We start from the raw sequence: 14,614 nt of genomic DNA on the forward strand, positions 1-14,614 counted from the left end.
ATCATGAACACCACCAGCATCAAGGCCCTCGTTTTCGGTTTCATCGCCACTGCCGTTCTGGCTGCCGGCGTCGTCCATGCCGAAGTCAAGCGGGAGCGTGCCGCCTCGGTCATCACGCTGGAGACGGTCTACATCACCGGCAAGCGCGTCGTGGCGCAGCAGGAAGTGCAGACGCTGCCCACCGTCTACGTGACCGGCCGTCGCACCACCGAAGTGGCCCAGAACGAACAGGTGGCCGCCCTGTGAGGAGCCGCCAGCCCACGGCGGGGCCGCCGCTGCCACCGATCTGTTCGCCACCCCCAACGCCCGACCGCAAGGTTCGGGCGTTTTTCTTTTGGGTCGTTCGCCGGGCATTCGGTTTGCCTTCACGGGGCTCGCCGATCAACAACAACCGCAACAGCGAGACACACCTATGAAGCCATTGAACATCCTGCGCACGAGCCGCAGCGCCGCCGCCATGATCCTGCTGACAGGGGCCATTGGCGTGGCCAGCGCGCAGAGCCTGCCGGTGGAGTGGAAGATGCTGGGCTCCTTCACCGGCCCGGCGCCGACCGGGAATTCTGGCGAGTGCGACGGCCTGCGGGTGGATCTGTGGGAGTACACAAAATCACGGACCACCACCATCGCCGGCGTGCTGGCAGCGGAGGGCGCGTCGTGCCGTACGCCGGCGGTGGCGATCTCCAACGTGCAATACCGCAAGAGCACGCGCGAGATCTCCTTCTTCGTCGCCCCTCCTGGCGCGACCGAGGCCAAGCAGGTCTACGAGTTCTCCGGGGTCATCGAGAGCAATGCGCTGACGGGCATCCTCAAAACCCACACCCGTCCCGCCATGGGCACGGAAGGGGGGCAGGTCGAGGTGATGAGCACGCCGCTGAAGCTGGAGCGGCGCTGAGTGCTTCCTGAGCACGGGCTGCCCCTGAAGCGCGGCCTCGCGTTAATGCCGAGCAGCCGCCGCTGGTAAGTGTGCAGCTGCCGCTCGGACGTGTGCAGCCGCCGCTGCGAAGCGTGCGGCGTGCCGCGACGGAGCGCGCGGCGTGCCGAGACGAAGGGCACGACGTGACGGGAGTGCCGCGCGCCCGTCCTCTACGCAGATTCGGGTGAGCCGCAGGCTCCGTCCATCGCCGCTGAATGCATTTCACGCCTGCGCTGTGCTGCTTGGTCGCGGCGGCATGGCGGCAACGCGGGCGGACGCAGACACTGCATTCCATCGACACACCGATACCCACCGACCCCGGTTCAACCCCTCAGGCGAAAGCCCACTCAGACACCTTCACTCAGGAGCACCCATCATGAACACCACCAGCATCAAGGCCCTCGTTTTCGGTTTCATCGCTACCGCCGCTCTGGCTGCCGGCGTCGTCCACGCCGAAGTCAAGCGTGAGCGCGCCGCCTCCGTGATCACGCTGGAGACGGTCTACATCACCGGCAAGCGCGTGGTCGCCCAGCAAGAAGTGCAGACCTTGCCCACCGTCTACGTGACCGGCCGTCGCACCACCGAAGTGGCCCAGAACGAACAGGTGGCCGCCCTGTGAGGAGTCGCCAGCCCACGGCGGGGCCGCCGCTGCCACCGATCTATTCACCACCCCCAACGCCCGACCGCAAGGTTCGGGCGTTTTTCTTTGGGGATTCAGATCCGCTCTTGCGGGGCCGGTGCAATCGCCTCATGCGCCGCTGCCCCATGCCAGCGCCGCACAGTGCGCTGGAAAAACAGGCTGTTGGGCAGTTGCAGGCTGGTGCCGTTGTCCGCGTCGCCGCTCTCCAGCAGCGTGGTGTAGACCAGGTTGATTTCCACCACGCGTCCCTTCACGCCGGGTTTGTCCCCCGATTCCAGCAGTTCCACCACGTCTCCGATGCGGAAAGCCCGGGTGATGTAGATCAGCAGCGCGCAAAAGAGGTTGGACAGCACGCTCCAGGCCGCGAAGAACGCGACCGCGCCCACGGTGGCGAACCCGGTGAAGGCGCCCCAGAGCACCGACCCGGACACCCCCAGCCGCGCGAGCGCCCAGAGGATGGCGCAGCCGTAGACCACCGAGGCCACCGCCCGCAGAAACAGCGCCGCCACCTTGACCGGCAGCGAATAGGCCATGGTCAAGCGCCGGGTGGCCAGATGCGCCACCCGCATCACCACCCAGGCGCCCAGGCCGATCAGGCCGACTTCGGCCAGGGGGACCAGGATGTCCAGCCAGTCGGAAGCCCAGTCGGGCAGGAAATCGTGCAGGGTTTGGAACAGCTTGTTCATGGAGTGGAAATGCAAAGATCCGGGGAGCTTACAGGCGGTCTATCGCCGTGAGGCGATTGGCGCACCTGCGCGGTGCGAGACTGACTGTCCGAAAGTCATGTGCGGGGCGGTGAGGCAGGGGAGGAACAGGACGTGCCCCGGTCACTGGAGGAGCCCTGTCACTGACGGGAAATCTTGCGAAACGATCATGACACTTTGAGTTGTCAAGAAAGTCCCCATGCGAGTTCGTTTTCTGTCTTCCACCCGTGCCCTGGCTGCGAGCCTGGTGGCTGCTGCGGCCCTGATGGCCTGCGGCGGCGGCGATGGCGTCGAGCCCGTCGGCACGGCCGACGTGACGGTGTCCAGCCTGCGCCTGATCGGCCAGCAGATCCTGCCGCGGCGCCTGGATTACGCCGGCACTGTGGTCGGTGGCCTCTCCGGGGTGGACTACGACGCCAAGTCCGACAGCTTTGTCTTCATCAGCGATGACCGCACCACCACCGATTCCGCCGGTGCGCCGCGGCTGTACACCGCCAAGCTGGCGTTCGATGCCAACAGCTTCACCGCCGTGTCCTTCACCGGCGTGGTCACCATGAAGCAACCGGACGGTTCGGTCTATCCGAAGGTCCCGGATGCCAAGGTGGCGGACCCGGAATCGGTCCGCATCGACCCGGTCACCGGCAACTGGGTCTGGCTCAGCGAGGGCGACCGCACCCTGACCAGCAGCCCGGTGCGCGTCATCAACCCCTTCATCCGGGAGATCACGCCGCAGGGCACGCATGTGCGCGAATACAGCCTGCCGCCGATGTTCCAGATGAGCGCGCAGGAGACCGGCCCGCGCGGCAACCTGACCTTCGAGGGCCTGAGCTTCTCGCGCGACGGCCGTTCGGCCTGGGTGATCATGGAAGGGGCCCTGATCCAGGACGGTCCGCTGCCGACGCCCACCAGCGGCAGTGCGTCGCGCCTGACCCGCTTTGACCGCGCTTCTGGCGTGGCCGATGCGCAGTTCGTCTATCCGATCGACCCGGTTCAGGCGGCGCCGTCACCGGCGGGCCAGTTCACCGTGAACGGCCCCACCGAAATCCTGGCGCTGTCAGCCACCCGTTTCCTGGTGCTGGAGCGCAGCTTCTCGGTGGGCGTGGTGGGCAATCAGGTGCGGCTCTATGAGATTGATGTGGCCAATTCCACCAATGTGCTGGCGTCGGCTTCGCTGACCGGCGCGGTGCCGGTCACCAAGCGCCTGGTGCTGGACTTCGAGACGCTGAAGGCACCCCTGGGCGGCATCGCGAACCTGGAGGGCATCACCTTCGGCCCCATGCTGGCCAATGGCAAGCGCAGCCTGGTGGTGGTCGCGGACGACAACTTCCCGACGGCCGATTCGGCGACCGACCGCAATCAGATTCTGGTCTTCGAAATCCAGCCCTGAGCTCGGCGGACCTCAGCGACGTCTGCGGAGTCAGCGCACCAGGCGGCCGCCGTTGCCCAGCACTGCGAAGTCCACGTAGCGCGAGGGCGTCTGGCCCTTGCCGAAGGTCAGGCGGTGGCCGCCGACGTCGGTTTCGAAGCCGCGTTCCATCGCGTCGCTGATGGCGGCGGCGGTGGGAGTGGCGGTGCGTTCGAGGACCTTGGTCAGCGCACGCGCTGCAATGAAGCCTTCCAGGGACCGGGACGAGAGTTCCGGGTCCTTGGAGTTCTGGCGCAGGCGCAGGTATTCGCGCACCACCTCGCGGTCCTGGCGGTCGTCGGTGGGCAGCACGATGGAGAAGGCGAAGCCACGGGCACGATCAGGGCCGAGCTTGGCCAGCAGCGCCTGCACGTCGATGATGGACATGCCGAACAGGCCGGCGCGGCCACCGGCGGCCTGATAACGGCTGGTGAATTCGATGGCGGCGGCCGTGGTGGCGGCCAGGAAGATCACGTCCGGCTGCTGCTTGACCATTTCGCCCACCGCATTGCCCACTTCCGTGGTGTTGCGGGCATAACCGGACTGGGCCACCAGCGTGAGGCCATAGGTCTTGGCAGAGGCCTGTGCACCGGCCAGGGCATCGCGACCGAGGCCGTCGTCCTGATAGACCACGCCGATCTTGGTGCGGCCCATTTCAGCCAGCTGCTTGAAGAGGCGTTCCACCTCTTCGCGATAGCTGGCCTTGACCGGGTACATGTTGCGGGCGGTGATGATGCTGGTGGCGCCCGAGACGGCGCCGAACATCGACACACGCGCCTTCTCCAGAATGCCGTCCTGCTTGAGCGCTTCCAGGTTGGACGTGCCGACCGTGCCGATGAAGGCCGCGGGGTTGTCCTGCTCGATCACTTCCTTGATGAGGCGCACCGTCTCCTCGGGCTTTTGCGCATCGTCGCGGTAGACCATCTTGATCTTCTGGCCGCGGATGCCGCCCTTGGCATTGACTTCATCCAGCCACAGCTTTGCGCCCGCGCGCATCGCCTTGCCGGTGACGGCCTGCGGGCCGGAGAAGGGAGCCACCTGACCGACGACGATGTCGGCATGGGCCAGCGGGGCCGCCACCAGACAGACAGCAGCCAGGAGACGGCGGGCGAGGCGAGGTACAGCGAATGTCATGATCGGCGTCAGCGAAGCGTGCAGGAGCGGTGATTGTCATCACTGTGCCTTGTTTCGACTTCATCCGGTGGGCGACTGCACGCCTTTCCGTGCGAAGCAATGCGCAAACGGCCGCAAGCACTCCGAGCGCGTTTCGTTGGGACAACGAAGTTTTGCGAGATGTGAGCGGCGAAACGTCGTCGTACGTAGTCATACGTAGTGGGTGCTGCGTAGCTGCCAAGCGGCGACGTCACTGCAATCGACTGCCGATTCGGTCCCAGCGCGGCAGCCAGTGATCGGTGATGTCGGCGGACACCAGCACGCGTCGCGCGCGACCGTTGATCAGGCGGCGCTCGACCGGGCCGAGGTAGCGCGAATCGAAGCTGTTGTCGCGGTTGTCGCCCATCATGAAGAACTGGTCGGGACCGAGGGTGATCGGGGCCACGTCGCGCCGCGCGGCGATGCCCGGCAGATGCTGCACCATGCGTGCCTGGCCGAGCAGCGTCTCCACCTGGCGGAGGGCCGGCACTTCCACACCGGGGGCCACCCATTCCTGCGACGGCATGGCCGGGCCATAGGTGGCGGCCTGGCCGTTGATGATCAGCACGTCGTGCCGGAGTTCGATCTGATCGCCCGGCACCGCGACGATGCGCTTGATGAGGCGGCTGCCGTCGGCCGGCGAATCAAACACCACCACGTCGCCGCGCTGCGGGTCGGCCACCGGGTGCAGCGAGACATTGGTGAGGGGGACTTTCCAGTCGTAGGCGAGGCGATCAACGAGCACCACGTCGCCCTGGAGGATGGTGGGCCGCATGGAGCCGGTGGGCACCGGATTCCAGTCCGCGACAGCGGTGCGGAAGAACAGGAAGCCCGCGACAAAGAGCAGGAAGCCGCGATTCGCTCGGAGCCAGGTGCGCATGGTGAGGTCCGTGATCAGAGTGGGAACCTTGCCAGTGTGCGCAGCGACCGGCCATCTGCCCGCCACGATGCGGCGAATGGCAGTGGGCCAGGATGGCTGGCGGGAAGGCTGGCCAAGGACGCTGTGCCAATGGCCGTCGGGCCACCGCCAGCGGGCGCCGGGATGTTCCGTTTTTTCGTCGACTATTTGCTTTTGACGAAAAAACGGAACAGGCGCCAGCCACTGCGCCAGCCCTGTCGTCTCTGCAAGGGACACCGCCCGTGACGGCGCCTGCCAACTCGCAACGAGTTGTTGTGTCCTCTCTGTCCGCTTCAAGGCCGGCGGACCCCGGCCTACCGTCTGGGCCCGCTGCTCACTATCATGAAACCGCTTTCTTGGCCGGTATGCAACTGGTTTCAAGCCGGTCACCCGCGCGACGCAAAGCTCCACACAATCGCGCGGTTTTCGGTGCTTGGGCCGGAACATCGAAGAGAGGAAACCCATGTCCAGTCTCCCTAGAATCTTTGCGCGGTGGCTGCTGGCCATCGCGGCGCTGGCGGGCTTTGTCGCCCCCGCGCTGGCCGCCGATTACACCCAGGGCGTGGCCAGCAGTGGCAGCAGCGCCGTCATCTGGTTCAAGTCCAGCGTCAACACCACCTGGGTGGACGTGCACTACCAGCTCAACGGCGGCGCGCAGCAGAACCTGCGCATGGGCTACAACGCCGGCAATGCACGGTATGAAACGCAGGTGAACAACGTGGCAGCCGGCAACACGCTGAGCTACTTCTTCACCTACAACAACGGCAATCCGGCCTACGACACGCCGCGTTTCAGCGCCACGATCAGCGGCAGCACGCCGCCGGCGCCCACCGGCATCGCCTGCTTCTACGAGCATGCCAACTACCAGGGCGCCTCGTTCTGCGCCGACGTCGACAGCAGCTGGGTCGGCACTGCCTGGAACGACCGCATCTCGTCGGTCAAGGTGCGCAGCGGCTACAGCGTGCAGCTGTTCGATGACATCAACTACGGCGGCCGCAGCGTCACCTTGACCGCGGATGCGCCCAACCTGGGCAACAACAGCAGCTTCAACGACCTTGCGTCGTCCTTCCGCATCCGCCAGTCCGGCAGCACCGACCTGCCGGAAGGCAATGGCGTGATGACGCTCAAGCTGGTCAATGGCACCAACGGCGCCTGGCAGGACCAGCAGATCTACTGGTCCATCATCGGATATGACCCGGTGACCAAGGTGCTGTCCTATGTCGACAACACCGGCCGACTGGTGCCCGCCTCGCTGGCCGCCAATGACGCGCCCAACCGTCTGACCAAGAACGGCCAGAACTATTCCAACTACTTCTACAAGCTCAATGAAATGCCGTGGGTGTCCATCCCCCGCATCGACTCGGGCCGCATGTTCATCAGCCTGGGCTCGCCGATGTACATCAAGATCAACCAGGCCGCCGATGGTCGCCTGGGCTTCGCCGGCCCGGACATGAACAATCCGAGTGATCCCAACCAGGATGTGAATTTCGAGTGGATCGAGTTCACCGTCGACCAGTGGGGCTACCACGGCAACACCACCCGCGTGGACCAGTTCGGTTTCCCGCTCAAGACGCGTCTGCTGGGCCGCGACGGCTATGACCGCACGCTGGGCGAAAACGCCTCCCGCGCCAAGATCTTTGCCGACTTCGAAGCCCTGGCGCAGCCGGAGTTCCGTGGACTGGTGCAGCGTCCCTACCGCATCGTGGCGCCGGCCAAGTCGGTGTTCAATCGTGGTCAGGCCTACGGCAACTACTTCGCGCCGTATGTGGATCAGGTCTGGGCCTATTACGCCAGCACCGACCTGGTGTTCACCGCCGAGGCGGGCACCTTCCGCGGCCGGGTGATTGGCAACGACTTCGTCTTCTCGAAGAACGGCGGGCCGCAGAACCTCTACATCCGCGGCAAGCCGACCACCCAGGAAATCCTGGAAGGCTCAGGCCGTCTGGCCAGCGGCAGCTCCGACGAGAAGGTGGTGCAGGCGCAGATCACCGCCGCCTTCAACCGCCACCTGCTGATGCGCGTGGATCCGTCGCAGTGGAGCAATGCCGCCACCTACTATGGCGCCGGTCCGGCCAACTACTACTCGAAGTTCTGGCACGACCACAGCATCGATGGCCTGGCCTACGGCTTCTGCTACGACGACGTGCGCAACCAGAGCACGCTGCTGGAGCATCCGTCGCCGCGCGGCATGTTCATCACCGTCGGCTGGTGAGCGCCGGGGACTCCCGTCCCGCCGGCTGAAGGCGGGCCACCTCGTCCACCGGGGTGGCCCCGAAATACCGCTTGAACTCGCGGCTGAACTGCGAGGCGCTTTCATAGCCCACCCGCGAGGCCGCGACCCCCGCCTTCGCCCCTTCATGGAGCATGATCAGGCGCGCCCGGTGCAGCTTGTAGCTCTTGATGTACTGCAGGGGCGAGGTGTTGGTCACCGCCTTGAAGTTGTGGTGGAAGGCGGACACGCTCATGTTCACCATCCGGGCCAGCTGCTCGACGCTGAAGGTCTCGGCATAGTGCGACTCGATGTGCTTGATCACCTTGGAGATCAAGCCGAACTGCGTGTGCCGATGCACCAGCGCATGCAGGGCCGCGCCGCTCTCGCCGAACAGCACGTGGTAGAGGATCTCCTGCACGATGAGCTTGCCCAGGAAACGCGCGTCCCGCGGGTCCTTCATCGCGTCGAACAGCCGCTCGATGGCGCACAGCAGCCCTTCGTTGTAGGGCGCGCCATTGATGCCGGACAGCTCTGAGCCTTCCGCCAGCGGGTCCACATGCTCGTGACCCACATCGGACAGGACCGATTGCAGCAGCGCGGCATCCACGCCGATGGACAGGCCCACGAAGGGCTGGTCCTTGCTGGCAATGGTCTCGCATTCAAAGGGCAGGGGGACCGTCAGCAGCAGGAAGCGCTGTGCGTCATACCGGAAGGTCCGGTCCCCCAGATAGCCCACCTTGGCGCCTTGCATCACGATCACGATGGTCGGCTCATACAGCACCGGCGTGCGCGGGTGCGGCTGATCCGTGTAGAGGATCTTCACCCCCGGCACGGGCGACGGGCTCGCGAAGGCCCCGGTCGAGAAGCCGATCGCCTGCTCGATGATCCTGCGACGGACCGCGTCTTCCAGCATCACGCTCATGATGGCAGCGCCAGGGTGCGCGTCAGCGCGCGGCTTCCAGGATGCGTTGGCTGTCTTCCGGGGTGATGTCGCGGTGCTCGCCCAGCGTCAGCATGCCGTGCTCCTTGAGCTTGGCCACCATGGCCGGGATGCTGCTGCCGTCCAGGCCGTAGGCCGACAGCCGGGTGCCGACGCCCATCTTCTCGAAGAAGGCGCGGGTGGCGGCGATGGCGCCGTCGATGCGCGCGTCCTCGCTGCCGTCACGCAGGTTCCAGACGCGCTCGGCGTATTGCAGCAGCTTGGCGCGCTTTTGTTCCTTCTTGTAGCTCAGCACCGAGGGCAGCACGATGGCCAGGGTCTGGGCATGGTCCAGGCCATGCATGGCGGTGATCTCGTGGCCCAGCATGTGGGTGGTCCAGTCTTGCGGCACGCCGGCGCCGATCAGGCCGTTCAGGGCCTGCGTGGCGCTCCACATCACATTGGCGCGCACGTCGTAGTTCGTGGGTTCGGCCAGGGCGCGCGGACCTTCCTCGATCAGCGTCAGCAGCAGACCTTCGGAGAAGCGGTCCTGCACCTTGGCGTCCACCGGGTAGGTGAGGTATTGCTCGACGGTGTGCACAAAGGCGTCCACCACGCCGTTGGCGATCTGCCGCGGCGGCAGGCTGAAGGTGACTTCCGGGTCCAGCACCGCAAAGACCGGATAGGTGTGGGCGCTGAAGAAGGCCAGCTTGTCGCCGGTGGCCTTGCGGCTGATGACCGCGCCGCTGTTGGATTCGGAACCGGTGGCCGGCAGGGTCAGCACGACCGCCATCGGGACGGCTGCGGCGACCTTGCTGCCGTTGGTCAGCAGGATGTCCCAGGGGTCGGTGGCCGCGGTGTAGCGGGCTGCCGCCGCGATGAACTTGGTGCCATCGGCCACCGAGCCGCCGCCGACGGCCAGCAGGAAGTCGATCTTCTCGGCCTTCACCACCTCGACCGCCTTCATCAGGGTCTCATAGGTGGGGTTGGGTTCGATGCCGCCGAACTCGAAGACCGCGCGGCCTTCGAGCGCCGTTTGCACCTGCACCAGCACGCCGTTTTGCTTGATGCTGCCGCCGCCGTAGGTGATGAGGATGCGGGCGTCGGCCGGGATTTCCTTGGCGATCTTGGCGATCTGGCCCTTGCCGAACAGGATCTTGGTGGGGGTGTTCAGGATGAAGTTGTTCATGGCGTCCGTCTGGGTGGGTTGTCTGTCGATGGATGGCATTCTTCTCCTGACAGTCGGAAGCCGCAATGCATGAAGCTGCCCATGTTTTGCCTATTTCTCTTGAGGGTCGGAAGAACGGGCAAAAGAAAGGAGGCGCCTGCGCCGACTCGCAGGAGCGCATTTTGCCGAGTTGTCAGCGAATGTGTCCCCTCCCATGCCGCCCATGGCACCGTGATGGCACCGTGATGGCACCGTGATGGCACCGCAGGCGTCGGAGGGGGTGTGACAACCAACTGGAGACCAGGACCATCATGAACACATCTCGACTGACCGCACCGCTGCTGATCGCAGTGGCTGCCGCGCTGACCGTGGGCTGCGCATCGGATTCCCGCCAACGCCGTGAGGACGGCCGCAATGCCGCCGTCGGCGCGGTCGGGGGCGCCGTGATTGGCGCGGTGACCGGCGGGGATGCCCTGACCGGAGCCGCCATCGGCGCGGTGGCCGGCGCGGTGATTGGCCGACTGATGGTGGACGGCCGCGAGCGCCAGGTCTACTCGGACGGCCGTGGCGGCCGCTACTGGGTGGATGAAGACGGCCGTCGCCACACCGTCCGTTGAGCTTGCAGACACGCGCCGCCCGAGGGCGGCGCGTTTACCGAAGAAGAGGGGTCCTCAGGACTGCCCGTCCAGCGCCCGCCGCACCTTGACCCGCAGGTCCTCCGAGGTGAAGGGCTTGAAGACGATGTCATAGCTCTGCCCACCCCAGCGCTCCGGACTGCCATCGGCAAAGCCGGTCATCAAGAGCACCTTGAGGGAGGGCGACAGCCGCTGGGCGTCATAGGCCAGCAGCACGCCATTCTTGCTGCCGGGCATGATGATGTCGGTCAGCAGCAGCCGCACCTGCGGGTTCTCCTTGAGCAACTGCATCGCATCCTGGGCACCGTGGGCCACGTGGCAGACATAGCCGGCCGCCTCGAGCATCGACGCAGCAGTCTGCGCCACCTCCGGGCGGTCATCCACCACCAGGATCTGCTCACCCTGGCCGGAGCGCGGCAAGGTGGCTTGGGATTCTCGCGGCGCGGCCGAATCGCTGACCGCAGGGAAATACAGCCGCACCGTGGTGCCGGTCTTTTCTTCCGAATAGATGGTCGCCACGCCGCCGCTTTGCTTGGCAAACCCATAGACCATGGACAGGCCCAGGCCGGTGCCGCCGCGTTCCGCCTTGGTGGTGAAGAAGGGGTCCATCACCCGCGCCAGGATGGGCGCCGGGATGCCCTCGCCCTCGTCGCTGACGCTCACCGAGACATAGTCCCCCGGCAGCACCAGCCCGTGACGGCCCGCGTCTTCCGCGGTGGTGCGAAGGTTCCCGGACCGGATCCAGATGCGGCCGCCACGCGGCATCGCGTCCCGCGCATTCACCAGCAGGTTCAGCAGCGCCGCCTCGAACTGGGAGGGGTCGATCCGCACATTTGCGGTGTTGGGGTCCAGGTCCATCAGCAGGCGCACATCCCCCAGGGAGCTGGAGGCCATGTCGGCCGTGCGATGGATCGCATCGTTTACATTCACGACCCGACCCTGCAGCTGCTGCTTGCGGGCGAAGGCCAGCAATTGCTGCGTCAGGGCGCCCGAGCGGGCCGCCGCCGCTCGCACATTGGCGATGGACCGGGTCATCAGCGCATCATCCGGCGCAACGACCTGCAGCCGATGGGCCGCCACCTCCGCATTGCCGGTGATCACCTGCAGCAGGTTGTTGAAGTCGTGGGCAATGCCGCCGGTGAGCTGTCCCAGCGCTTCCATTTTTTGGGCCTGGCGCAGGGCGGCTTCCGCATCCCGGCGCCGGCTGACGTCGAGCTGCGAGGAGAAGTAATACAGCAGCTCGCCCGACTCGCTGCGCACCGGCGTGAGGAACAGCGCATTCCAGAAGGTGGACCCGTCCTTGCGGTAGTTCAGCAGCTCCACCGTCAGCTCCCGTTCCGAGCGCAGGGCCTCGGCAATCAGCTTCACGGTGCTGGGGTCCGTGTCCGGCCCCTGGAGAAAGCGGCAGTTCTTGCCCAGGATCTCGTCCTCGGTGTAGCCCGTCATCTCCAGGAAGGCGTGGTTGGCAAACACCAATGGCGTGTCCGGCTGACGCGGATCGGCCACCACCATCGGCATGCGAGTGGCTTGCACGGCCGCGAAGAAGATGTCCCGGCCGTGGCCACTGGAGGCGAAGCCCTCCGTCTGCACACGGGCGTTGTGGCGGGGCAGATGCGGCGTCTTGTCGCGAGGGTCGGTGTCTGAACTCATAAAGGGAGGTCCAAAAAGACTTCCCTCATGGTGCCGGGCCTGCGCCGACGGCTGCGCCGGTGGACCCCGTGTTCGTTTGCAGGACAAGTCTGACAGGGCTGCACTGCACGAGTGCAGCCTGTCAGGAGGCCTGGCGTCTCAGATGCGGGCGGGCTGCGGGGCCGCCAGTTTGAGCCAGCGCCGCAGCCGCAGCGCGCGCACAAACCAGGCCCGGCCGATGTAGGCCGCGTAGAGATCCGCCAGCGGCATCGGGCAGGACTTCAGGAAGGCCGCCTTGTATTGGGCGATGGTCTCGCCCGGGTTGTCCGGCTGCGCGCTGCAGGCGGTGCGTGCGGTGCCGATGAAATGGCAGGCCAGGAAATGGCTCCAGGCAAAACGCGCGCGTTCGTCCAGGGCCTGGACATCGACCTGGGCAGGCAGGTCCAGCAAGGCTTCGGAGAGATGCTGCGCCTTGACGAGGGACGGCGTTGCCAGGATGGACCCTTCCCACTTGCGATAGGCCACCCACACCTGCGGCTCGTACCAGACCGATGCGGCCCGCAGCAGCAAAGGGGCTGCCAGCGTCACGTCCTCGAAATAGCGGCCGGCGGGGAAGCGCAAGCCTTCCCACACGCTGCGTTTGGCGATCTTGGACCAGCAATGCAGTTGACCCGCCTCGAACAGCCCGCGCAGCAGCACGCAGGGGTCGGCGATCGGCTGCCGCGCCGGGCCACTGAAGGTGCGACGGTGTCCCTCACCGCGCAGCCGGTGCTTCAGGCGAGGCGCCTGGCGCAGCACCGAGTAGTCGCACAACACGAGTTCCGGCTGCTCGCGCCGCACCAGCTTGCGCAGTCCCTCCACCGCGCCTGGCAGCAGACAGTCGTCGGAGTCCAGGAACCAGAGGTAGTCGCCCCGGGCCGCATCCAGCAGGCCGTTGCGCACCACCGAGATGCCCTGGTTCTCGGCATGAAACTGCGTGTGGATGCGGACGGTGGGGGAGGAGAACTCGGCCGCCAGTTGTCGCATCAGATCGGTCGAGCCGTCGGTGGACCGGTCGTCCAGCATCACGATTTCGACGCTTTCATCGACCTGCGACACCACCGACATCAGGCATTCCCGCAGAAAGGCCTGGACGTTGTAGACGGGGATCAGGATGGACAACCACGGCCGCGTCAAGGCGGCAGCCGGGGCGGATGTCCGGTCACGCCCCCCAGCGGACGCGCTGGCCGAAGTGCCGGTGGAGGCGGGCGATGTCGCCGCGTCGGCCGCCGAGATGCGTCCCATTGGCGCAAGGGCAGGGGAGGCTTGGCTGATCACGGTCGGGCATCCTGCAGGCAAAGTCGTCAGTGTCGCTGGTCGCACACCGAAATCGTACGGTGCAAATCAACAAATCTGTGAGGGAGTTGATACAGATTCGCCGATTGGTGACCGATCAGGCGTCGTGCTCGTCTCGGGTATGTCCGAGCAGATGGACGGTGGCGGGAGCGGGCGCGGACGAGGCCAGCCGGGACAGGGCGCTCAAATGGGCGGCCGCGGCAGGCAAATGCGCGTCTTTCAACGCCTGGAGGGCCTTGTGCCATAGATCGCGGTTGGCTTTTGTCCCGGGACTGTCTCCGGCGCGGCGTAGCTTGAGGCCGTGATCGAGGCTGACGAGTTGGTGGACCAGTTTGGCTGTTTCTCGCACCCTTCCCTCCAACTTGCTGGCGTATTGGAGGGTCGAGCCGAGTTGGGGGGCTTTCATGTCCTCCGACTTTAGATTCGCGAACTGGCTTATGAACTGCTCGGCATGGCTGGAACTCGCCATCACAGCCGGTGAAGGAAGCTCCCGGCAGGCCTCCTGCAATTCGTCGAGCGCCCGGCGCATTGAGGTCAGATGCGGGGCGAGGAGTTCTTTGGCATTCTCGACAAGCGCGTTGACCACGCTTTGCAGGGAAAGCCGATGGAGCTTGGCCACGGTTTGATGGTGGCCGGATAACGGCATCGTCATGTGGAGGTCGGTCTTTCTGCCGACGGGCGTCTCCTTGGCCAGCGAGTGCAACAGGTATTCGCGGTTCTCTACGATTTCCTGGCAGATCTGAAGCAGCTTCTGGCGCTTGGACTCAGGCATCTGCGCCGCCGGATCGTTCGACTGCAGAAAGTTCACCAGATCCTTGGCGGCGCGATGGTTCTCCTGATGGGCCAGCATGAACGCGGTGCACTCTGCTTCGCTCAAGTGGCTGGCAATGTCTTGCCCATAGAGGGGATCGGGCGACGAGGCGCCCATGGAGGAGGACGGTTGGAAGTGCATGAGTCCGACGCGCGGGGTGAAAGACCCCTCTGTGTGCGGTCGGCCGCGTGAT

At 65.7% G+C, this 14,614-nt stretch carries 14 protein-coding genes; 6 read left to right on the forward strand and 8 right to left on the reverse strand.

All coding sequences use genetic code 11. The features are described 5' to 3' along the window. The first annotated feature begins 3 nt into the window (after nt 1-3). From DES44_RS06895 to DES44_RS06905, 3 genes are all read left to right on the forward strand, one after another. The gene (locus DES44_RS06895; RefSeq protein WP_058935631.1) at nt 4-246 is read left to right on the forward strand and encodes a hypothetical protein; all 243 of its coding nucleotides are present in this window, start codon (nt 4-6) and stop codon (nt 244-246) included. Between the two features lie 166 nt (nt 247-412). Beyond that, nucleotides 413-892, forward strand: a complete 480-nt coding sequence (locus DES44_RS06900; protein ID WP_116001354.1) for a hypothetical protein — start codon at nt 413-415, stop codon at nt 890-892. A 397-nt stretch (nt 893-1,289) separates the two neighbouring features. Beyond that, nucleotides 1,290-1,532, forward strand: coding sequence for a hypothetical protein (locus DES44_RS06905; protein WP_058935629.1), 243 nt, complete (start codon nt 1,290-1,292; stop codon nt 1,530-1,532). A gap of 95 nt (nt 1,533-1,627) precedes the next feature. Here the strand turns inward: DES44_RS06905 and DES44_RS06910 are convergent, their stop codons facing one another. After that, complete coding sequence (locus DES44_RS06910) at nt 1,628-2,239, reverse strand: mechanosensitive ion channel family protein (protein ID WP_058935628.1); 612 nt, start codon at nt 2,237-2,239, stop codon at nt 1,628-1,630. A 217-nt stretch (nt 2,240-2,456) separates the two neighbouring features. Between DES44_RS06910 and DES44_RS06915 the strand changes: the two genes are divergently transcribed. Then, nucleotides 2,457-3,644 carry an esterase-like activity of phytase family protein gene (locus DES44_RS06915; RefSeq protein WP_058935627.1) on the forward strand — a complete coding sequence of 396 codons (1,188 nt, stop codon included), beginning with the start codon at nt 2,457-2,459 and terminating at the stop codon, nt 3,642-3,644. 30 nt (nt 3,645-3,674) lie between these two features. Here the strand turns inward: DES44_RS06915 and DES44_RS06920 are convergent, their stop codons facing one another. Then, a complete protein-coding gene (locus tag DES44_RS06920; RefSeq protein ID WP_058935626.1) occupies nt 3,675-4,796 on the reverse strand; it encodes an ABC transporter substrate-binding protein in 1,122 nt (373 codons plus the stop codon). 229 nt (nt 4,797-5,025) lie between these two features. After that, nucleotides 5,026-5,949, reverse strand: a complete 924-nt coding sequence (gene lepB / locus DES44_RS06925; protein ID WP_310732337.1) for a signal peptidase I — start codon at nt 5,947-5,949, stop codon at nt 5,026-5,028. 226 nt (nt 5,950-6,175) lie between these two features. On the opposite strand from lepB, the gene DES44_RS06930 reads away from it, so the two are divergent. Then, entirely contained in the window at nt 6,176-7,924 is a 1,749-nt protein-coding gene (locus DES44_RS06930; RefSeq protein WP_058935624.1) for a beta-1,3-glucanase family protein, read from the forward strand. Here DES44_RS06930 and DES44_RS06935 read toward each other — a convergent pair. Further along, nucleotides 7,908-8,846 (reverse strand): AraC family transcriptional regulator, encoded by a 939-nt coding sequence (locus DES44_RS06935; protein ID WP_198164792.1) that lies wholly within the window; start codon nt 8,844-8,846, stop codon nt 7,908-7,910. The genes DES44_RS06930 and DES44_RS06935 overlap by 17 nt on opposite strands. Nucleotides 8,847-8,868: 22 nt before the next feature. After that, a complete protein-coding gene (gene yqhD / locus DES44_RS06940; protein WP_058937476.1) occupies nt 8,869-10,032 on the reverse strand; it encodes an alcohol dehydrogenase in 1,164 nt (387 codons plus the stop codon). A 290-nt stretch (nt 10,033-10,322) separates the two neighbouring features. Between yqhD and DES44_RS06945 the strand changes: the two genes are divergently transcribed. After that, the gene (locus DES44_RS06945) at nt 10,323-10,628 is read left to right on the forward strand and encodes a YMGG-like glycine zipper-containing protein (RefSeq protein ID WP_058935623.1); all 306 of its coding nucleotides are present in this window, start codon (nt 10,323-10,325) and stop codon (nt 10,626-10,628) included. A gap of 54 nt (nt 10,629-10,682) precedes the next feature. On the opposite strand, the gene DES44_RS06950 is transcribed toward DES44_RS06945, so the two are convergent. The 3 genes from DES44_RS06950 to DES44_RS06960 all read right to left on the reverse strand — a co-directional run bounded on the left by DES44_RS06950 (nt 10,683) and on the right by DES44_RS06960 (nt 14,562). Then, nucleotides 10,683-12,296, reverse strand: a complete 1,614-nt coding sequence (locus DES44_RS06950; RefSeq protein ID WP_083525674.1) for a histidine kinase famiy protein — start codon at nt 12,294-12,296, stop codon at nt 10,683-10,685. 138 nt (nt 12,297-12,434) lie between these two features. Continuing rightward, the gene (locus DES44_RS06955; RefSeq protein WP_232309796.1) at nt 12,435-13,592 is read right to left on the reverse strand and encodes a glycosyltransferase family 2 protein; all 1,158 of its coding nucleotides are present in this window, start codon (nt 13,590-13,592) and stop codon (nt 12,435-12,437) included. A gap of 115 nt (nt 13,593-13,707) precedes the next feature. Next, complete coding sequence (locus DES44_RS06960) at nt 13,708-14,562, reverse strand: hypothetical protein (protein WP_116001356.1); 855 nt, start codon at nt 14,560-14,562, stop codon at nt 13,708-13,710. Between the last annotated feature and the right edge of the window lie 52 nt (nt 14,563-14,614).

Origin of the sequence: Roseateles depolymerans, assembly GCF_003387155.1 — a bacterium.
GTDB classification, from domain to species: Bacteria; Pseudomonadota; Gammaproteobacteria; order Burkholderiales; family Burkholderiaceae_C; genus Roseateles; species Roseateles depolymerans.